Genomic DNA, 18,791 nt, shown 5'->3' on the forward strand with positions numbered 1-18,791 from the left:
GAATCCCGGATGGCCGGTCGCCGGCCGAGGGGGAACCGCCGAGGGGAGCGGGTCCGAGGGGCTCAGCTGCCGTAGCGGCGGTGCCGGGCGGCGTAGTCGCGCAACGCCCGCAGGAAGTCGACCTTGCGGAAGGCCGGCCAGAACACCTCGCAGAAGTAGAACTCCGTGTGCGCGGTCTGCCAGAGCATGAACCCGGACAGCCGCTGCTCGCCGCTGGTGCGGATCACGAGGTCGGGGTCGGGCTGGCCGCGCGTGTACAGGTGCTCGGCGATGTGCTCGATGTCGAGGGTGTCGGCCAGTTCCTCGAAGGAGGTGCCCTTCTCGGCGTGTTCCAGGAGCAGCGAGCGGACGGCGTCCGCGATCTCCTGCCGGCCGCCGTAGCCGACCGCGACGTTCACGAGTATCCCGGTGCGGTCCAAGGTGGCCTCCTCGGCCTCCTTGAGCACCGTCTGGGTGTGCGAGGGCAGGATGTCGAGGTTGCCCACGTGGTGCACGCGCCACCGGCCGTCGGCGGCGAGGCCGCGCACGGTGTCCTCGATGATCGCCAGCAGCGGGGTCAGTTCCTTCTCGGGCCGGTCGAGGTTGTCCGTGGAGAGCATCCACAGGGTGACGACGCGGACGTCGGTCTCGTCGCACCAGCCGAGCATCTCGTGGATCTTGGCGGCACCCGCCTGGTGCCCCTGCACCGTGGTCCCGCCCGACGCCTTGGCCCACCGTCGGTTTCCGTCGAGGATGACGCCGATGTGGCGGGGAACCGCGGCGTGGTCCAGGCGACCCTCCACCCGGCGTGCGTACAGCCTGTACACCAGGTCACGCAGCTTCACGATCTTCCAGCCCCTCCGGCAATGGCCCTGTACGTTCTGCGATCCCCCGAGTCCGTCACATTACTGCGCCTTGCGCGGCGGTACCCAACTCGGTCTGTCACAAGTCCGTGATAGGGAGGACAACGTGACTGATAACAATCCCTATCGGGCGGCCGACACCCGATACGACGCGATGGAGTACCGGCGCACCGGGCGCAGCGGGCTGAAGCTGCCGGCGATCTCGCTGGGCCTGTGGCACAACTTCGGCGACGACCGGGCGTTGGACTCGCAGCGCGCGATCCTGCGCCGGGCCTTCGACCTGGGCGTGACCCACTTCGACCTGGCGAACAACTACGGGCCGCCGCCCGGTTCGGCCGAGACGAACTTCGGGAAACTGCTCGCGAGCGACTTCGCGCCCTACCGCGAGGAACTGGTCATCTCCACGAAGGCCGGTTACCTGATGCACCCGGGCCCTTACGGGGAGTGGGGAAGCCGGAAATACCTGCTCGGTTCCCTCGACAATTCCCTGAAGCGGATGGGGCTCGACTACGTCGACGTCTTCTATTCGCACCGCTTCGACCCGGAGACTCCGCTGGAGGAGACGATGGGCGCCCTGGCGTCCGCCGTACAACAGGGCAAGGCGCTGTACGTGGGGGTGTCCTCGTACACGGCGGAGCAGACCGCCGAGGCCGTGCGGATCCTCACCGACATGGGCGTGCGCCCGCTGATCCACCAGCCCTCCTACTCCATGATCAACCGCTGGACGGAGGAGGACGGGCTGCTCGACACCCTGGAGGCGGCGGGCATGGGCTGCATCGCCTTCGTGCCGCTGGCGCAGGGGCTGCTGACCGGCAAGTACCTCCAGGGCATCCCGGAGGGCTCGCGGGCCACGCAGGGCAAGTCCCTCGACCCGGACCTGCTGTCGGAGGAGGTGCTGCGCCGGCTGCGCGGCCTGAACGAGATCGCGGCGCGGCGCGGGCAGTCGCTGGCGCAGCTCGCGCTCAGCTGGGTGCTGCGCGACCCGCGGATGACCTCGGCGCTGATCGGCGCGTCCAGCGTGCGACAGGTCGAGGAGAACGTGGCCGCGCTGGGCGCGGAGCCGCTGACGGAGGCGGAGCTGAAGGAGATCGACTCCTTCGCCGTGTCCACGCCCGGCACCAACATCTGGGCCCAGCGGGGCTGATTCCGAGCGGTCCCGGCCGGGGCTCGACGTCGAGCCCCGGTCACGTCCCGGTCCGGATCGGGCAAAAAGATCGCGGCGCGGGGCGGGCGCGTCCCGGATCGGGTCCGTTCGTGACGGGTGCGGTCCGGGACGTGACGGCCCGTGACGGGCGGGCGGGGTGCGTGCGGGGGCTCGCAGGGAGTGGCGCGGGGGCTCGTGCGCGGCCCCGGACCGCGCTCGGGACGGCGTCCTCACGAGGGGCCCGTCCCTGACCTGCGCGTTCGTCCGCTGAGTGGGACGGGGGGCCGGGCCGGCGCGGGGAAAGGAAAAACGGGCCGGTCCGTGGGGGGGATACGGACCGGCCCGAGGGGGGGGTTCCACCATAACCCTTCGTAAAGCGTGCCGCGCGCACCCGCGCGGCGTGTTCAGCTCGCGAGTGCGCCGAGGAGCACCCCGGTGAGGGCGCCGGCGACCATGAAGGGGCCGAAGGCGAAGGCGGTCCGCCGGCCCGCGCGACCCCGTGTGACCAGGGAAAGCCCGTATCCGGCCCCGTAGAGGAAGCCCAGGAAGCCCCCCAGGGCCCATACCCCCCACCCGTACCACCCAAGAGCGACCCCGAGGGGGAGCGCCAATTTGACGTCGCCGAAGCCCAGTCCCGCCGGGTTGACGACGTGCAACAGCAGGTAGCCGGCGGCGAGCGCGAGACCGCCCAGCAGGGCCCCGCTCCAGGCCCCGGCGGCGGCCGGGAGGGGGGCGGCGAGGCCGAGCAGGAGCAGCAGCGCGGCGGCGAGGGGGAGGGTGAGCAGATCGGGCAGCCGGCGCACGGCCCGGTCCACGAGGGTGAGCAGGACGAGCACGGGGGCGAGCGTGACGTAGGCGAGGAGTTCGGGGCGGGGGCCGATCGCGGCGGCCAGGAGGGCGCAGAGCAGGGCGGTGCCGAGGGCGGTGCGGACCGGGGCGGGGCCGTAGCGGGCGCGGTCCCGGGGGCAGGCGGGGCAGCGGGCGCGGCCGAACCAGCCGGCGGCGGGGCCGGTGAGGGGGTGGCCGGCGGGGCAGTCGGCGCGCCAGGGGGTCTCGGGTTCCACGGCGAGCCGGTGGGCCGCGCGGGGCACGAGGAGCAGACCGGCGAGCGCCCCGTAGGCGCCGGCCGCGAGGACCGCCCCGAGGCCGGGCAGGGGATCGGGGACGGCGAGGGGGATGAACGGCGGCATGGGCAGACCGTAGGCTGCGCCGATCGACGCGGTCATGGGCCCGGGGGCCCAAGGGCGGGTCGACCGGGCCGGCGGGACCGGTTCGGGCCGGCCGCCGGCCCGGGGGTCGTGGACGCGTGGGGATCGGGGTGGTCGCGGTGGGACGGGCGTGGCGGGACGGGCGGGGCGTGTTGTGGGTGCCGGGGGCGGACGGCGGGCCGGGGGTCCGGGTGCCGCTGGAGATCGCGGCCTCGTACCGGGCGCGGACCCGGGGACTGTTGGGGCGCACGGGGATCGAGGGGGCGATGGTGTTGACCCCGGCCGGCAGCGTGCACACCTTCGGGATGGGCTTCGCGCTGGACGTGGCCTATCTGGACCGCGGGCTGCGGGTGCTGGCGGTGCGGACGATGGTGCCGGGGCGGCTGGGGCTGCCGAGGCCCCGGTCGCGGCACGTGCTGGAGGCGGCGGCGGGGGCGATGGCGGGCTGGGGGTTGCGGTCGGGGGTCACGGTGGCCCTGGAGCCGGACCCGGGGTGAGTCGGGCGCGCGTCGGGTGCGTCGGGGTGCGTCGGGCGGCCTCGGCTCTTCGGGGCCCGCCGGAGAGGGAGTAGGTTGGTGCGGTTGGGCGCCCGGACGGTCGGCGGGCGCGGGTCGAGTGAGCGGCGGGGGTGCGGGATGTCGCAGGACGTGCGGGTCACGGCGTTGGAGCGGCTCGTGCCGGCGGTGCACGGGGCCGACGAGGCCGTGGACTGGGAGCGGGTGGCGAGGGTCTGGGGGACCCGGCTGCCGGCGGACTACGTGGCCTTCATGGGCCGCTGGGGCGGGGGCACGATCAACGGGGAGGCGACGGTGCTGGTGCCGTTGCCCACGCAGGGCCTCCAGTGGGACCCGGCGGACATGGTGGAGGAGACGGCGAACGCGCGGGCCCGCTGGGAGGGGCTGGGCGGCCGGGCGGCCCTGGACGTGGACCCGGAGTCGATCCTGGCCTGGGGGGTGACGAGCGCGGCGGACGTGCTGTGCTGGCTGACCACCGACCCCGACCCGGACCGGTGGCCGGTTCTGGTCTGTGGGCGGGAGGCCGCGGACGGGTTCGCGGTGTACCCCTACGGGATGGTGGAGTTCCTGCGGCGACTGTGCGCGGACGAGTTCGACGTGAGCCCGGTGGGGCTGACCTTCTGGGACGAGGGGCCGTCGGTGTTCGTGCACTGGCGGACCGCCCAGCGGCGGTGGCGGGAGGGGCTGAACCCGGAGACCGGCGAGCCGGACCCGTACGCGGGCGAGTTCACGGGCTGAGGCCGCCGAGGGGGTGATTTCGGCCCCCGGGGCGGTCGGGGCCGCGCGGGCCGGCCGGCACGACGTCCGACGGGTGGACGATCTTGAACCTCCGACATGTGCCCAACAATCGGGCATTCCTCGCTTCTACGCGCGTCCACTGTGGAACGCTCATATCGGAAGACACCACTGCGAATAACCGCGCTTGGATCATTGCCCACAAGTGTGCCGGCACCGGAATCAATCACCCCTTTTTCGGGAGAGAATTTCGGCCGGCGGCTCGAACCCGGGACAGTACGAGCCCCCCGAGGAACCACCCGACATCGGGTTTCGACGAAACACTGGGGAAGCTGTGCGACACAAATTCTTCGGACCGACCGCCGGCGCGGTCGTCCTCGGCCTGCTGATTCCGCTCGCCGGCTGTTCCGGCGAGAGCGAGCAGACCGGGGACGCGACGCTGCGACTCGTGGCCGCCGAATACGGGGACACGCCGGCCACCAGTTCCAAGGCTTTCTGGGACAAGGTCACGGGCGAGTTCACCAAGGCCAATCCGGGGATCAAGGTCGAGGTGAAACTCGTGCCGTGGGCGGATGTGGACCGCACCGTGACCGCCATGGTGAAGAAGGGGGAATCCCCGGACATGGCCCTCATGGGCAGTTACTCGGACTTCGCCGGCGACGGCCTGCTCTACTCGTCCGAGGAACTCCTGTCGGTGACCGCGGAGGCGAACTTCCTCGCCCCGCTCGCCGAGGCCGGCACCATCGACAACCATCTGTACGGGCTGCCTTTCGTGGCGAGCAGCCGACTGCTTTTCTACAACGAGGACCTGTTCACGAAGGCCGGTATCGCCGCGCCGAAGACCTGGTCGGCGTTGAAGGCGGCGGCCGCGGCGCTGAAGGAGAAGGGCGTCACCTACCCGTACGCGCTGCCGCTGGGGCCCGAGGAGGCGCACGCGGAGGCGATGATCTGGGAGCTCAGCAACGGCGGCGGGTACGTGGACGGGGCGGGCAACTACAGCCTGGCCTCCGAGCAGAACGTGGACACGTTCACGTGGATCCGCGACAACCTCGTCAAGCCGGGCCTGGTCGGCCCGACCCCGCCCGCGGAACTCAACCGCAAGGACGCGTTCGCGGCGTTCCTGCGGGGCGAGGTCGGCATGGTCAACGGCTACCCGTCACTGGCCTACGCGGCCCAGCAGAAGGGCATCAAGGTCGGCACGGTCGAGATGCCGGTCTCCGACGCGATGGCGGGCCAGAAGGCGCCGACCGTGGGCGTGGCCGACTGGATGATGGCCTTCAAGGCCAACGGGCACCGCGAGCAAATCGGCGGGTTCCTCGACTTCCTGTACCAGGACAAGAACCTCTCGGACTTCGCGGGCCGCTACCACCTGCTGCCGTCCACGACCTCCGCGTCCCGCTCGGGGCCGGGGGGCAACACGACGCAGACCGCCACCGACGAGCAGTTCCTGACCGCGCTGCGGGGCGCGCAGCTGTACCCCGTGAACGACCCGTCGTGGGTGACCGTCAGCGACACCCTCAAGCGGAACATCGGGCGGGCGGTGGCCCCGACGGGCAACCCGAAGGCGGTGCTGGAGGAGATCGCCGCGAAGGCGCGCGGCGAGGCCGCGGCGAACTGAGCGGACGGGGGCGGACGGGGGCCGGGCCCGAGGGGGCGCGGCCGGGGCGCGGCCGGGGCCGGGAGGGGCGTGCGTCGCCCGTCCCGGCCCCGTGCGCGTGAACGGGCCGTGCGCGTGAACGGGCCCGCGGGGCCCGGCCGGCCCCGGTTCAGCCGACCTTGACCTTGCCGGTGTCGGGGGAGAACGCGATCCGGTGGTTCTCGCAGCTCGCGTTCCACCGCAGGGAGCCGCCCACCGAGGTGTAGCCGGTGCGGGTCACCTTCCATTCCACGGTGTACTCGCCGGAGTCGCAGGCCACCTTCTTGCCGCCGGGCAGCCGCAGCTTGCCGGTCGCGGCCCGGTTCTCGGCCCGGTCGGTGACGGTGGCGGCGGTCTTGCCGTCGGGGCCGCGCAGGGCCGCCCACAGCACGATGGGGTGCCCGTCGGTCTTGGTGGTGACGGCCTTCTTCAGCACGGCGGAGTCGGACACGGCCCAGCCGAACTCGAACTCGGGCATCCAGGCGAGGGTCTTGGGGTCGGCCTTGCGGGTCTCGAACTCGGGGGCGCCGGCAGGGCCCTTGGCGGGCACCGTCTTGTACGTGATGGCGGGGTGGAAGCGGAGCCGGCCCTCGACCTTGTGGGCGTCGTCCTCGGTCCAGACGCTCCGCATCTGCTTCTCGTCACCGGCCGGGTCCTGGAGGAAGTGGGCGCCCTCGGCCGCCCCGGCCGTGCCGAGCGTGGCCGGGCACAGCAGGGCCGAGGCCGTCAGAAGGGCGAGGGCGGCGATGCGCGGGGTGCGGTTCATGCCGGGACCAACGGGACCCCGCACCCCGCCGGAACGAGCCGGCCGGCGCGTTCACTCGTACGGGGCGCGCCGCTCCCGGCCGGTGGGCGGGGCCGGGCGGCCCTCATGCCTGGCCGGTCTCGAACCGTTCGACGAGGCCCTGCGGGGTGACGTGGAACCGCCAGGCGGTACGCATCGAACCCCAGGTGTCGTTGCGGTAGTCGACGACGAGGGTGCGGCCGGCGTCGCCCTCGGAGACCACGTCCATGTGCCCGCCGACCCCGAACACCTCCCGGTCCACCCACTGGAGCAGATCGCGCTCGGAGCCGTCGTCGGACATGGTCGCGTCGGGGGTCAGCAGGCCCAGGAACCCGGGCTTGTCCTGGGCGTTGACGGCCGCGACGAAGGCGCGGACGGCGGGGTCGGAGAGCTGGTCGGCGGGGATGGGCACGGGGGCCTCCGGGGCGGGGCGGGGGTGGGCCCGGCGCGCGGAGGGGCCGACGCCGGGGCCACGGCCGAGGGCCACGACGGGCCGCGGCGCGTGACGTCGTGCCCAGCGAACACCGTGCCGGGGCCGCCCGCCCCGACCCTCACCCGGACGGGTGAGGGCGGGCGTGTCGGACGGCGCCGGGAGGCGGTGGCGGCGCGGGCTCAGGGGGCCGGTTCGGGGGCGGTGACGATCGGAAGGCCGGTGGGGCGGCCGGTCTCCTTCAACCAGTCCAGGATCTGCGCGAGGGCGGCGACGGTCTGGGTGCGGTCGCCGCCGCCGTCGTGGAACAGGATCGTGGGCCCGTTGCCGATCTCGCCCTTGACGGTGGAGACGATCTTGGCGGTGCCGGGCTTGGTGAAGTCCTTGCTGTCGACGTTCCAGCCCAGCGGGCGCATCCCGGCGATCGCGGCGATCCGCCGGCTGTCGGGCGTGAACGCGCCGCCCGGGGCCCGGTAGTACAGCACCTTGGTGCCGCCGGCGGCCTCCTCGATCAACTTCTGCGCGTCGAGTATCTGGCTGCGCTGGTAGTCCACGGGCTTCTTGTCCATGCCGGTGTCGTGGGACATGGAGTGGTCGCAGAGCCGGTGCCCCTCGGCCACGATCCGCTTCACGATCTGCGGGTGCGCCTTGGCGGCCGGACCCACCATGCAGAACACGGCCTTGACGCCGCGCGCCTTGAGGATGTCGAGCATGGGCGGGGTGTAGCGGGGGTCGGGGCCGTCGTCGATGGTGATGGCCACGCTGTTGCCGCCCTCCTCGGTGAGGTGGGCGATGGTCACGGGGACCTTCGGTTCGGCGGACGCCTCGGGGGACTTCGCGGCGCCGGACCGGTTGGGGCGGGCCTCGGCGGCGGGGTCGGCGCGGCCGGTGCCGTCCGTGTCCGATATCCCGGTCACGGCCCACGCGACGAGGGCCAGGGCGAGCGCGGCCGCCACGACGGCGATCCGCCCCCGGGCCCCCGAGAACGGCCCGGGCCGCGGGGCCGGCTCCACCGCGCCGAACGGCCTGCCGGCCGGCGCCGGCGGCACGGGCGGCCCGGCGGGCGGCACGGCCACGACGGCGCCCCCTTCGGGCGCGGGACGAGCAGGGGGCACGACGGGCCTGCCGGGAGCGGCTGCGGGGCGAGCGGCACCCTCGGCGCCGGAACGCGCGGGGGGCACCACGGGCTCACCGTGCACACCGGGCGACGCGGCGGACCCGCCCGGCTTGCCCGGGGCGGCGGTGGGACGCGCGACGGGCTCGGACGCCGAGGCGACCGCGGGCGTGCCGTCGTCCGACGCCCCGGGGCCGGCGGATGGGGACACCGACGGCCGGTTCGCGCGGGGCGCGGTCGGCGAGGCGGAACGGACCACGGGCCCGGCCGGCCCCGCATCCGGCCCGATCTCGGACCCGGCGGAGCGGGGTGCGGGTACGACCGGTGCGCCGGGCTCGGAGCCGACCGACCGAGGTGCCGGCACGACCGGTTCGCCGGTCTCGGACCCGGCGGAGCGGGGTGCGGGTACGACCGGTTCGCCGGGCTCGGAGCCAGCGGAGCGAGGCGCCGGCACGACCGGTGCGCCGGGGTGGGCGCCGGCCGATCGCGGCACGGGCATCACCGGGTCGCCGGGCTCGGAGTTGGCCGACCGGGGTGCCGGTACGGCCGGTTTGCCGGTCTCGGAGTCGGCGGAGCGGGGTGCGGGTACGACCGGGTGGCTGGTCCCGGAGTCGGCCGATCGCGGCGCGGGCACTGCCGGTTCGCCGGAGTCGGAGCCGGCCGGCCGGGGTGCGGGTACGGCCGGTCGTGAGGGGTCGCGGCGGGCGGTGGGGGGCTCGGGCGCGGCCTCGGGTCGGGGCTCGGGTATGACGGGCGGCGCCTGAGGCTCATCCGGCCGGCCCGGCAGTGATTCGGCGGGAACGTCGCGCGGGCCGGTGGCGCCCGCAGCCGGTCGTATACCGCCGTCACCGTCGGCGGCGCCCTTGCCGAGCCGGACGTGGCTCTCGGTGGCACGCGCGGGCGCGTCGCCGGTTCCGGGGCGCGGGGAGGCGGTGGGTTTCGCTTCCGGGTCGGGGCGGCGGTCGGCGAGGGCGGCGCGGAAGACCCGTGTGACCTCGTCCAGGGATCCGGCGTCACCGCCGGCCCGGGGGGTCCGGTCGGCCGGAAGCGGGCCCTCCCGCTCCTCCGCGTCCTGCCGTCGTCGCGCGGCGGCCTCGCGGACGGCCGGGTCGACGCGGAACACCCGCGTCGCCTCGTCCTCGCCCACGCCCTCACCCTCGCGCGCCGTCCCGTCCGACTCGGGGTCGGTCCCGGCGCCGGCCCGCGGCGCCTCTCCCCCACCGGACGGCCGCCGCGGCTCCCGTGCCGGTTCCGTGTCCGCGGCCGGTCCGAAGACCCCGGCCGGCGTCCCGGCCGCCTCGTCCGGCGCCGGTCCGTCCGGTCGCCACGACTCGGGCACCGACCCGTCGTTGCGTTCCGTCCCCGCGTCCCGCCCCATGACCTCTCCCCTCATCCCCCGGCCGTCGTCCCGTTACCAGGACGCCTCGACCGTGCGAGGAGGTTCCCGGCGCGCCGCCCCGGCACGCGCCGGGGAGGAATCGGACGTGTGACCCCATATGACTGGCACATATTGCCGGCTGACAGGGCGTTCGGAAACCGACTTCCGCAGGTCGCGACCGGTCCGTGACCCGACGCGGAAACGCGTCGCCCCCCGTCGGTCGGAGGAGGACCGGCGGGGGGCGACGCGGGGAAGGGGGGCGCGACCTCGGGGGCGCGGGCCGTCTCAGACCTCGACGGGCGGCTTCGGGCCGCCGGCGCCACGCAGCGGCACCTCCTTGACGAACCACGCCGCCAGGAAGCCGAGGACCGCGACGCACGCGCCGAGCAGGAACGCGGAGTGGGTGCCGGAGGCCACCGCGTGCTGGTACGCCTCGCGCACCGCGTCGGGGAGCTTGGCCAGGCTCGCGGCGTCGAGCTGCGCGCCGGCGCCGGTGGCCTTGCCGCCCGCGTCGCCGAGCCGCTCCGTCATCGCGTCCTGCACCCGGGAGGTGAACAGGGAGCCCATCAGCGCGACGCCGAAGGAGCCGCCGAGGGTGCGGAACAGGGTGGCGGAGGAGGAGGCGACGCCCATGTCCTTCATCTCCACGCTGTTCTGGGCGACCAGCATGGTGATCTGCATCAGGAAGCCCAGGCCGGCGCCGAGGATCGCCATGTAGACGCCGGAGGTGAGGCGGCTGGTGCCGGTGTCCATCTGCGCGAGGAGGAACAGGCCGACCACCATCAGCGCGCCGCCGACGATCGGGAAGACCTTGTACTTGCCGCTGCTGGTGGTGATCCGGCCCGCGATCAGCGAGACGACCATCATCGAGAGCAGCATCGGCAGGAGCAGCAGGCCGGAGTTGGTGGCGGAGGCGCCCTGCACGGACTGCTGGAACAGCGGGAGGTAGAGCACCCCGCCGAACATCGCGAAGCCGACCAGGAAGCCGATCACGGACATGAGCGTGAAGTTCCGGCTGCGGAAGATGTGCAGCGGCATGATCGGCTCGGCGGCGCGGGTCTGGGACCAGATGAACGCGACGGTGGAGACGACGCCGACGGCGATCAGGCCGAGGATCTCGGCGGAGCCCCAGGCGTACTCGGTGCCGCCCCAGGTGGTGAGGAGGACGGTCGAGGTGATCGCGACGGTGAGGAGGCCGGCGCCGAGGTAGTCGATGGAGCCGCGGGCCCGCTTCTTGGGCAGGTGCAGCACGGCGGTGACCATGGCGAGGGCCACGGCGCCGAGCGGCAGGTTGATGTAGAAGGACCAGCGCCAGCCGAGGTGGTCGGTGATGGTGCCGCCGACGAGGGGGCCGCCGATCATGGCGAGGGCCATCACGCCGGCCATCATGCCCTGGTACTTGCCGCGCTCACGGGGCGGGATGAGGTCGCCGATGATCGCCATCACGCCGACCATGAGGCCGCCGGCGCCGAGGCCCTGGAGGGCGCGGAAGCCGATGAGCTGGCCCATGTCCTGGGCCATGCCGCTGGTCGCGGAGCCGATCAGGAAGATGACGATGGAGGTGAGGAAGGCGCCCTTGCGCCCGTACATGTCGCCGATCTTGCCCCAGATGGGGGTGGAGGCGGCGGTGGCGAGGGTGTAGGCGGTGACGACCCAGGAGAGGTGCTCCAGGCCGCCCAGCTCGCCGACGATCGTGGGCATCGCGGTGCCGATGATCATGTTGTCGAGCATCGCGAGCAACATCGCGATCATGAGCGCGAGGAGTACCACGCGCACGTTTCGGGGCGCCGGGGCGATCTCCGCCGCGGGCCCTCCGGTCTCGGGGGTCCCGGTCGGCGCGGTGCGCGCGCCGGGCCGGGACCCGCCCTTCACGTCGTCGACCTGCTCTGATGTGCCTGCCATGATCGCCCTGCCCCTGCCTCGCCCTGTACCGTGTGCCACCGGCGCGGAACTTACTTGCCGCCCGGCTAGTTCATTACACTGGGGAAGGTAGACCCCTTACTAGCCGGCCGTCAAGCAAGCAACCTTCCGGGAGAGACATGTCCAGCTCCAGCAGCAGCCCACACCCCACCCCCGCGGGCACCACGGGCCGCCGGGGCGACACGCGGCAACGGATCCAGGACGTGGCCCTCGACCTCTTCGCGGAACAGGGCTACGAGAAGACCTCCCTGCGCGAGATCTCGGAACGGCTCGGCGTCACGAAGGCCGCGCTGTACTACCACTTCAAGACGAAGGAAGAGATCCTGATCGGCGTCTTCGACGACCAGACGCGCCCGATCGACGACCTCATCCGCTGGGCCGAACAGCAGCCCCGGACCCTGGAGACCAAGCAGGAGATCCTGCGCCGCTACAGCGAGGCGATGGGCTCGGGACGCCGCCTGTACCGCTTCATGCAGGAGAACCAGGCCACGGTCCGCGACCTCAGCATCGGCGACACCATCAAGAAGCGGCTGTTCACGATGGTGGAACTGCTGCGGGTCGACGACGCGCCGGCAGTGGACCAAGTGCGCTGCGTGAGCGCCCTGTTCACCCTGCACGCGGGGATGATGTTCCTCCAGCACATCGAGGGCTCCGACCCCGAGGAGGCCCGCCAGGCCGCGCTGGAGGTCGCCACCGACCTGATCACGCGCGCCCACCACGGCGCCGCCTGACCCAGGCACCCCGGCACCCCGGCACCCCGGCACCCCGGCACCCGGACGAACGGGGCCCACCCACGGGCCCCTGCCGCAGAGGCACCGGAACGCACGCCCACCCGAACACCCCACCACGCCACGCCACACCACCACCCGACCACCCGACCGCGCCACCGCGCCACCGCGCCACCGCGCCACCGCGCCACCGCGCCACCGCGCCACCGCGCCACCGCGCCACCGCGCCACCGCGCCGAAAAGGATCACCGGGGTCACCCCCACTCCCCCCACATCACCCGTTCCGGCGGTTTCCGCCCCCGAATCATCACTCTCCGTAATCGGCTCGGCTAGTTTTGGGACACCGCGCCGGGCAGGACAGGTCCGGCGCCCTCCCGAGAGGCCCCGCCGTGCACGCGACCCCCCACCCCGCCCGTCCCACCACCACCTCCAACACGTCCAGCACCTCCACCACCCCCGGCACCCACGAGGCCCCCGACTCTCGCGGCACCCGTTCGAGCTCGACCCCCCGCATCCGCCTCCCCGCCAGGCTCCGCGCGGGCCTGCGCCGCGCGGCACTCGTCACCCTCGGCACGCTGACGGCCCTCACCGGCCTCACCGCCCCCGCCTCCTCCTCTCCGCCCACCGCCCGACCCGCCGACCCACCACCGCTCTACGTCGCCCTCGGCGACTCCTACAGCGCGGGATCCTTCATCAGGCCCTGGGAAATCGACGGTTGTGGTCGCTCTTTTCACAACTACCCGAGCCAGGCGGCCCGTCGACTCCACCTCCGACTGACGGATGTCACGTGCTCGGGAGCGGAGGCACGCGCGGGAATCCTGGCCCCCCTCCCCTCCCCGGCGGGCCCCCCGTCCGCCCCTCCGGCCTCGGGCTGGGCCCCCAGACCTGCGCAGATCGACTCGGTGGCCGCGGACGCGGCATGGGTGAGCGTGGGCATCGGCGGCAACTCCATCGGCTTCGCGGACATCGTCCGTCGCTGTGTCGAGAGCGGGCTGCGCTCCCTCGGCTCCGGCAGCCCGTGCACGATGTACTACGACCGCGGCGCGCCCCGGACCGACCTCGACGCCCGCTTCACGACCCTCGGCACCGACCTCGGCACGATCATCGACCGTGTCCGCGCTCGGGCACCCCGCGCGAAGGTGCTCGTGGTGGGCTACCCGGCGATCGTCCCCGACGCCAAGGGCTGCGCCTGGGGCGACTGGAGCCGCATGGGCACGATCACCACCGGTGACCTGCCCTGGCTCGACCGCCAGGAACGCCGCCTCAACACCCTGCTGCGCGACACGGCCGCCGCCGGTGGCGCCACATACGTCGACACGTACACGGGCAGCACCGCCCACGGGGTGTGCGCACCCGACACGGACCGCTGGATGTACGGCATCAAGGACCGCCTCACGGGCACCGGAGACCAGACCGACCCACCCACCGACCAGTGCTCGCTCGTCTCCCACCCCGACGAGACCTGCACGTTCATCCACCCGAACCTGCGCGGCGCGACCCACCAGGCCGACACCGTGACGACGGCATTGACGGGGCTCGGCGCGCGACCGAACCCGGGAGGGGCATGACATGACCGACATCGTCTGGGAGTACGACTTCCGGGGCGAGGGCGCGGGCCGGTACCGGATGTCCTTCGACGAACACGGCAACACCTACCTCGACGTACAACCCGAGGACCCCCCGGGCACCGAACCCCGCACCGCCCCCGACGGGCCGGACGCCGACCCGGCCCCGGAACCGCCCGGCCCGCGCCCCCGCCTCCGCGTCATCGGAGGCACCGACACCACCACCCGCCCCCATCCCCACCGCCGACGCCACCCCTGACCCGCCGACGACACGGCGACGCCCCCGTCACCCTGCCGGGACGGGGGCGGCACGCCCGAGAACCCACCCGCTCAGCCGGACCCGCGCGGGAAGGTGATCTCCACCCGCCGGTTCTTCTTCCGGCCCTCCTCGGTCCGGTTGTCGGCGATCGGATAGTCCTCGCTGTACCCGCGCACGTCGAACACGACCCCGCCGTCGGTCACGGTCTTCGCCAACTCCACCTGCACGGAGTCCGCGCGCTTCTTCGACAGCTCCTTGCCGTGCTCGTAACTCCCCTGGTCGTCGGTGAACCCGAACACCCGCACCCGGGTCGCCTTCGACTTGTTGATCTCCTGCCCGATGGCCTGAATACGGGCGGACGCCTGCGCGTTCAACACCGAACTGTCCTCGGGGAACAACACCTCGGCCTGGAGTGCCATCATCACGGTCTGATTGGTCTCCTGCCGCCGCTGCTCACCCCCGAGATCCTCGACGACCTCGGCGATGTCCAACACCTTGGGCGGCGCGAGCGTCCCGCCCTGCGGGATCTTCAACCCGGGCGCGTTGGAGTCGATGGCCACGGGCGGCGCCGCGGACGCCTCGGTCCCGGGCGGCACCGACACCCCGGGCACAGGCTCATCCGCAGCGGCCACCCCCACCCCCACAACCTGCACCCCGAACACCACAAGCCCCCCCACAACCACCCCGACCAACCCCCGCGTCACCTTCACACTCATGACATCACCCGGAGATCTTCACGGTGGCAGTGGCAAAAGTAGGCAACGAAAACTCCACCTCACCGGTAGTGGCCGGCGGCGCAGGAAACTGAGCAAAGAACGGCAGGGTTTGCCCTGCATCAACGCTCACAAGCCCTGAGGTGCACAGACACCGCTGCTCGGTGTCACGCAACACGTAATACCGCTTCTTCCCGACCTTGTCCACGAGAGTCGCCCCTGCTACGGAGCTTCCGCCTGCCATCTTTTCGTCACCTCGCCACGCGGCCACCTTGTAATATTTACCCGCGCCGGAATTCTTGATCACCCCGGCGATCGTAATGAAACCCGAGGAGTCCCGCTTCGCGGAATTCACAGACAAGGTCAGCCCTGACTCGCCTTGGGCAACCGCCAGCGTCACCGCCGGTTCAGGCTCTGGCGCAACCTGCTCCGTCTTGCCAGGCTTCCCTCCCTGCGAGACGCCCCCTTTGCCTTCAGGTTCCGGCTTGGGGTCACTCCCGTTACCGCACCCAGAAGCCAAAAGAATCACCGCGCAGGCGACGGCAAACCCTGCCGTGGATCGCCGAATCATCCCAGACTTTTGACGCACCTAAGGCACCTCCGAAACGAACGTCACCGAGTCAACCGAACTTCAAAAAGCAGCCCTGCAAGTCGATCCCACGGCATAGGGTTCAATGGGTCGAAATCGACTTCTGGAACATCACCCCGACATGAGAACTTAACGAGCCCGCCCTCTGGTTCTCCTTTCGGCGCCTCTGTGGTACTTGGCGATGGCGCCGGTGTCGGTTCCGGGTTTTGAGTCGGCGGCGGCCCTTGAACCAAAGAGCACCTCGGATCGATCTCGGCTGTCGCATGACCAACCGAATATTTTCCGGACGTCCCAGGGACCACTGAAGCCCCTACCGGTGAACTTGTCCTAACTTCGACACTGAAGGTCATTCGGGAGGTGGTGCACGAGAGGAGTTCCGCCGAATTATCGCCGGCCAGTTCGCGCGCCCCCGCACACGCACTCATCGCGTCGATCAAATTTCCTGAAGCCAAATCTCGCCATTGATCCGACGTGAGTGTGGAGAAATCCAACCCCAGGGGGGTTTCTCTCGCACGAGTGGCGGCGCCCAGAGCAGCGGCGTCGGCAGCCCCTTGCGCGTCACTGCGGAGCAATGCTGCACGACCCACCACGAAGACCGCGATGGCCGCGAACAGGACAAGGGCAAGCATCCCGATATAGAGCGGAAATGCTTGCCCATCCTCACTCGAGGGCCTCCGAGAAATCACCCGGCGGAGATGTTGTCCACCGCTTCCGTGATCTTCGCGGTGATCGCTGTTCCAATACCCGAGCCGACGATCGCTCCGATGATTACCACTACCACCAGGATGATGCCCAGGTACTCGAACGCGGTTTGGCCGCGGTCCGAGGTTCGGGGGGTGAGGGCGGTTTTGGTCCAGTGGCTCGCTCGGAGTTGGGCCTTGGCGGCGAACTGCAACACCTTGCTCTGGGACATGGGGTCCTCCCCGGTCGGTGGCGGTGGTGGTGTGCGGAACGTTAGGGGCGGGGCGGGGCGGGGCCCAGGGTCCGGGGGCCCAAACGGAGGCCCAGGGTCGGTCAGGCATGGGTCCGTCCCGGGTGGGTGGTGCCGAGCCAGCGGGCTATCGCCTCGCTCCGGGTGCTGCTGTGGAGTTTCGCGAAGATGCGGTTGATGTGGTTCTTGACCGTTTTCTCGCTGATGAAGCAGGTCGCGGCGATCTGTTGGTTGCTCATGCCGGACGCGATCAGATCCATGACCTCCACCTCCCGCGAGCTGAGCCCGAAGTCCTCTCCCGAGGGTGTCACAACTCGTTGGGGCGGTGGAGGGGTTGAGTGGAATTGGGCGAGCAGGGTGGTGGCGGGGGTGGAGGTGAAGTGGGCGCGGCCGGCGTGGACGTCGCGGACGGCCGTGAGGAGTTGTTCGGCGCCGAACTCGCCGTGCACCAGGTAGCCGGCGGCGCCGAGGCGGAGGGTTTCGCGGACGACCTCCGCCTCGCTGCCGTACGTGAGCATCAGGACGGGGGCGAGGCCGGCGAGGTGGGGCAGGGCGGAGATGCCGTCGACGCCGGGCATCCGGACGTCCAGGAGGATGACGTCGGGGCGGTGCCGGCGGGCGAGGCTGAGGGCTTCGCGGCCGTCGGCGGCCTCGGCGGCGACCCGGATGTCGTCGGTGGTGGTCAGGAGCGCGGTCAGGCCGGCCCGGACCACCGGGTTGTCGTCCACGATCAGCAGCCGCAGGGTCATGGGGCGGTCTCCTCTCGGAGCGGGAGGGTGAGGCGGACCTCGGTGCCCGGTGCGGCGGGGCGGGGGCCGACGTGCAGGTGGGCGCCGATGTGCGCGGCGCGTTCGGCCATGCCCAACAGGCCGTGGCGCGCGGCGCCGGCCGCGGACGCGGGTGGGGGCGGGGGCAGGCCGCGACCGGTGTCCGTGACGGTGAGGGTCAGGGTCGGGGCCGGGGCGGCGGGGGGTCCGGTGAGGGTGACGGTGAGGGTGGCGGTGGGGGCGTGCGCGTGGCGGTGCACGTTCTCCAGGGCCTCCGCCACGATCGCCGTGAGTTCGGTGACGGTGGCCGCGGGCAGGGTCAGCCGGGCGAGGTCGGGGGCCGGGGGGAGGTGGGTGGTGACGGGGAGGCCGGTGCGGGTGCCGAACGTGGCGGTGAGGGCGTGGAGTTCGGCGTGCAGGGGCCCGGGGGTGGGCGGGGTCCGCAGGTCGGTGAGGAGGGTGCGGGATTCGCCGGCGGCCTGGCGGGCGGCGGCGGCGAGTTGGTCGGCACGGGCGCGGACCCCGGCGGGGTCGAGGCGGTCGACGCCGGCGGCGAGGGCGTCGGCGCCGAGGGCGAGGCCGTGGAGGGTCTTGGCGACGGAGTCGTGCATCTCGCGGGCGAGGCGGGCGCGTTCCTCGGCGGCGGCGAGGCGGGCACGGGTGTCGAGGAGTGCGCGGTTGGCGGCGTCGACGCGGAAGAGGAGCGCGCGCAGGCAGACGCCGACGGCGCCGGCGAGGACGCACATGCCGGGCAGCACGATGAGACCGAGACCGGTTCCGAGGCCGGTGTCGGGGGTGTGCGGGAGGGCGGTGACCACGACGACCTGGAGGCCGGCGTGGACGGCGGCGGGGCGCAGGCCGTGCAGGAGGCCGGAGAGGAGGGGGACGGTGGCGGCGACGAGGCCGAGGGGGGATTCGGGGCCGGTCGCGGCGAGGAGGGGGACGGCGAGCAGCAGGTCGAGGGTGGGGATCCAGGGGCGGGTGGGGAGGAGGGGACCGATGCGTTCCCAGTCGCGGAAGCAGGCGTAGGCGGTGACGAAGGTGACGAGGACGACGCCGGCGACGAGCCAGGTGTGGGCGGGGGTGCCGGCGCGGCCGAGGGCGACGGGGGCGCAAAGGGCGATCATCGCCATGCGGAAGGCGAACACGTGCCGGGCGAGGGCGTGCACGGCCCGGGCCGCCTGCCCGCTGTCCCCCACGGGGCCCACACCGGGCCGCGCGCTGCCGTCCGCACACGGGTGAGCAGGCGCGAGCGCCGGTGCGGGCGCCCGCACCGGCCCCGAGGCAGAGGTGGGCACGAGGTCGGGGCCGGGGGCGGGTCCGGGCGCGGGCATGAGTCCCAAACCAGGAGCGTGCGCGGGTGCGGGACCCGGAGCGGGCGCGGGGGCGGCCGTGAGCCGCGGGGCGGGCGCGGGTGCGAGCGCCGTGGACGGGGCACAGGCGGGGGCCGGGGCCATGGACGAGGGCAAGGCGGATGCCTGAACCGAGTCCTGCACCGGGTCCGGGTCCGGGTCCGGGGCGGGGGCGGACCGG

At 72.6% G+C, this 18,791-nt stretch carries 19 protein-coding genes; 7 read left to right on the top strand and 12 right to left on the bottom strand.

What is annotated here, in order from left to right:
* Positions 1–62: 62 nt before the first annotated feature.
* Entirely contained in the window at positions 63–824 is a 762-nt protein-coding gene (locus ACN20G_RS07990; RefSeq protein ID WP_424212036.1) for an isoprenyl transferase, read from the bottom strand.
* 124 nt (positions 825–948) lie between these two features.
* Between ACN20G_RS07990 and mgrA the strand changes: the two genes are divergently transcribed.
* A complete protein-coding gene (gene mgrA, locus ACN20G_RS07995; RefSeq protein WP_424212037.1) occupies positions 949–1,986 on the top strand; it encodes an L-glyceraldehyde 3-phosphate reductase in 1,038 nt (345 codons plus the stop codon).
* 404 nt (positions 1,987–2,390) lie between these two features.
* Here the strand turns inward: mgrA and ACN20G_RS08000 are convergent, their stop codons facing one another.
* A complete protein-coding gene (locus ACN20G_RS08000) occupies positions 2,391–3,176 on the bottom strand; it encodes a prepilin peptidase (protein WP_424212038.1) in 786 nt (261 codons plus the stop codon).
* 137 nt (positions 3,177–3,313) lie between these two features.
* Between ACN20G_RS08000 and ACN20G_RS08005 the strand changes: the two genes are divergently transcribed.
* The 3 genes from ACN20G_RS08005 to ACN20G_RS08015 all read left to right on the top strand — a co-directional run bounded on the left by ACN20G_RS08005 (position 3,314) and on the right by ACN20G_RS08015 (position 6,062).
* A complete protein-coding gene (locus ACN20G_RS08005; protein WP_424215421.1) occupies positions 3,314–3,691 on the top strand; it encodes a DUF192 domain-containing protein in 378 nt (125 codons plus the stop codon).
* A 138-nt stretch (positions 3,692–3,829) separates the two neighbouring features.
* The gene (locus tag ACN20G_RS08010; protein ID WP_424212039.1) at positions 3,830–4,447 is read left to right on the top strand and encodes an SMI1/KNR4 family protein; all 618 of its coding nucleotides are present in this window, start codon (positions 3,830–3,832) and stop codon (positions 4,445–4,447) included.
* A 331-nt stretch (positions 4,448–4,778) separates the two neighbouring features.
* Complete coding sequence (locus ACN20G_RS08015) at positions 4,779–6,062, top strand: extracellular solute-binding protein (protein ID WP_424212040.1); 1,284 nt, start codon at positions 4,779–4,781, stop codon at positions 6,060–6,062.
* 148 nt (positions 6,063–6,210) lie between these two features.
* Here the strand turns inward: ACN20G_RS08015 and ACN20G_RS08020 are convergent, their stop codons facing one another.
* The 4 genes from ACN20G_RS08020 to ACN20G_RS08035 form a co-directional block, all read right to left on the bottom strand.
* The gene (locus tag ACN20G_RS08020) at positions 6,211–6,846 is read right to left on the bottom strand and encodes a hypothetical protein (RefSeq protein ID WP_424212041.1); all 636 of its coding nucleotides are present in this window, start codon (positions 6,844–6,846) and stop codon (positions 6,211–6,213) included.
* Between the two features lie 103 nt (positions 6,847–6,949).
* A complete protein-coding gene (locus ACN20G_RS08025; protein WP_424212042.1) occupies positions 6,950–7,276 on the bottom strand; it encodes a nuclear transport factor 2 family protein in 327 nt (108 codons plus the stop codon).
* A 200-nt stretch (positions 7,277–7,476) separates the two neighbouring features.
* Positions 7,477–8,370 (bottom strand): polysaccharide deacetylase family protein, encoded by an 894-nt coding sequence (locus ACN20G_RS08030; RefSeq protein WP_424212043.1) that lies wholly within the window; start codon positions 8,368–8,370, stop codon positions 7,477–7,479.
* A gap of 1,701 nt (positions 8,371–10,071) precedes the next feature.
* The gene (locus ACN20G_RS08035) at positions 10,072–11,688 is read right to left on the bottom strand and encodes an MDR family MFS transporter (RefSeq protein WP_424212044.1); all 1,617 of its coding nucleotides are present in this window, start codon (positions 11,686–11,688) and stop codon (positions 10,072–10,074) included.
* A 137-nt stretch (positions 11,689–11,825) separates the two neighbouring features.
* Between ACN20G_RS08035 and ACN20G_RS08040 the strand changes: the two genes are divergently transcribed.
* The 3 genes from ACN20G_RS08040 (at position 11,826) to ACN20G_RS08050 (ending at position 14,258) form a co-directional block, all read left to right on the top strand.
* The gene (locus ACN20G_RS08040; RefSeq protein WP_424212045.1) at positions 11,826–12,437 is read left to right on the top strand and encodes a TetR/AcrR family transcriptional regulator; all 612 of its coding nucleotides are present in this window, start codon (positions 11,826–11,828) and stop codon (positions 12,435–12,437) included.
* 386 nt (positions 12,438–12,823) lie between these two features.
* A complete protein-coding gene (locus tag ACN20G_RS08045; protein ID WP_424212046.1) occupies positions 12,824–14,002 on the top strand; it encodes an SGNH/GDSL hydrolase family protein in 1,179 nt (392 codons plus the stop codon).
* A gap of 1 nt (position 14,003) precedes the next feature.
* Entirely contained in the window at positions 14,004–14,258 is a 255-nt protein-coding gene (locus ACN20G_RS08050; RefSeq protein ID WP_424212047.1) for a hypothetical protein, read from the top strand.
* Between the two features lie 71 nt (positions 14,259–14,329).
* Here the strand turns inward: ACN20G_RS08050 and ACN20G_RS08055 are convergent, their stop codons facing one another.
* From ACN20G_RS08055 to ACN20G_RS08080, 6 genes are all read right to left on the bottom strand, one after another.
* Positions 14,330–14,974 carry an OmpA family protein gene (locus ACN20G_RS08055; protein WP_424212048.1) on the bottom strand — a complete coding sequence of 215 codons (645 nt, stop codon included), beginning with the start codon at positions 14,972–14,974 and terminating at the stop codon, positions 14,330–14,332.
* Between the two features lie 4 nt (positions 14,975–14,978).
* On the bottom strand, positions 14,979–15,278 hold the full coding sequence (locus ACN20G_RS08060; RefSeq protein ID WP_424212049.1) for a hypothetical protein: 300 nt from the start codon (positions 15,276–15,278) through the stop codon (positions 14,979–14,981).
* A 305-nt stretch (positions 15,279–15,583) separates the two neighbouring features.
* Positions 15,584–16,246, bottom strand: coding sequence for a pilus assembly protein TadG-related protein (locus ACN20G_RS08065; RefSeq protein ID WP_424212050.1), 663 nt, complete (start codon positions 16,244–16,246; stop codon positions 15,584–15,586).
* Positions 16,243–16,473, bottom strand: coding sequence for a hypothetical protein (locus ACN20G_RS08070; RefSeq protein WP_424212051.1), 231 nt, complete (start codon positions 16,471–16,473; stop codon positions 16,243–16,245). The genes ACN20G_RS08065 and ACN20G_RS08070 overlap by 4 nt, the downstream gene beginning before the upstream one ends.
* Positions 16,474–16,574: 101 nt before the next feature.
* Positions 16,575–17,240 carry a response regulator gene (locus tag ACN20G_RS08075; RefSeq protein ID WP_424212052.1) on the bottom strand — a complete coding sequence of 222 codons (666 nt, stop codon included), beginning with the start codon at positions 17,238–17,240 and terminating at the stop codon, positions 16,575–16,577.
* A complete protein-coding gene (locus ACN20G_RS08080) occupies positions 17,237–18,457 on the bottom strand; it encodes a sensor histidine kinase (RefSeq protein WP_424212053.1) in 1,221 nt (406 codons plus the stop codon). Before ACN20G_RS08080 ends, ACN20G_RS08075 begins: the two co-directional genes overlap by 4 nt.
* Positions 18,458–18,791 lie beyond the last annotated feature (334 nt).

This window comes from Streptomyces dryopteridis (assembly GCF_049606955.1).
Lineage (GTDB): Bacteria > Actinomycetota > Actinomycetes > Streptomycetales > Streptomycetaceae > Streptomyces.

What these genes read in the sequence shown, in the direction of transcription:
- ACN20G_RS08000 (WP_424212038.1), bottom strand. Translation starts at nt 3,176, where the DNA reads ATGCCGCCGTTCATCCCCCTCGCCGTCCCCGATCCCCTGCCCGGCCTC.
- ACN20G_RS08010 (WP_424212039.1), top strand. Translation starts at nt 3,830, where the DNA reads ATGTCGCAGGACGTGCGGGTCACGGCGTTGGAGCGGCTCGTGCCGGCG.
- ACN20G_RS08075 (WP_424212052.1), bottom strand. Translation starts at nt 17,240, where the DNA reads ATGACCCTGCGGCTGCTGATCGTGGACGACAACCCGGTGGTCCGGGCC.
- ACN20G_RS08035 (WP_424212044.1), bottom strand. Translation starts at nt 11,688, where the DNA reads ATGGCAGGCACATCAGAGCAGGTCGACGACGTGAAGGGCGGGTCCCGG.
- ACN20G_RS08070 (WP_424212051.1), bottom strand. Translation starts at nt 16,473, where the DNA reads ATGTCCCAGAGCAAGGTGTTGCAGTTCGCCGCCAAGGCCCAACTCCGA.
- ACN20G_RS08020 (WP_424212041.1), bottom strand. Translation starts at nt 6,846, where the DNA reads ATGAACCGCACCCCGCGCATCGCCGCCCTCGCCCTTCTGACGGCCTCG.
- ACN20G_RS08050 (WP_424212047.1), top strand. Translation starts at nt 14,004, where the DNA reads ATGACCGACATCGTCTGGGAGTACGACTTCCGGGGCGAGGGCGCGGGC.
- ACN20G_RS08055 (WP_424212048.1), bottom strand. Translation starts at nt 14,974, where the DNA reads ATGAGTGTGAAGGTGACGCGGGGGTTGGTCGGGGTGGTTGTGGGGGGG.
- ACN20G_RS08040 (WP_424212045.1), top strand. Translation starts at nt 11,826, where the DNA reads ATGTCCAGCTCCAGCAGCAGCCCACACCCCACCCCCGCGGGCACCACG.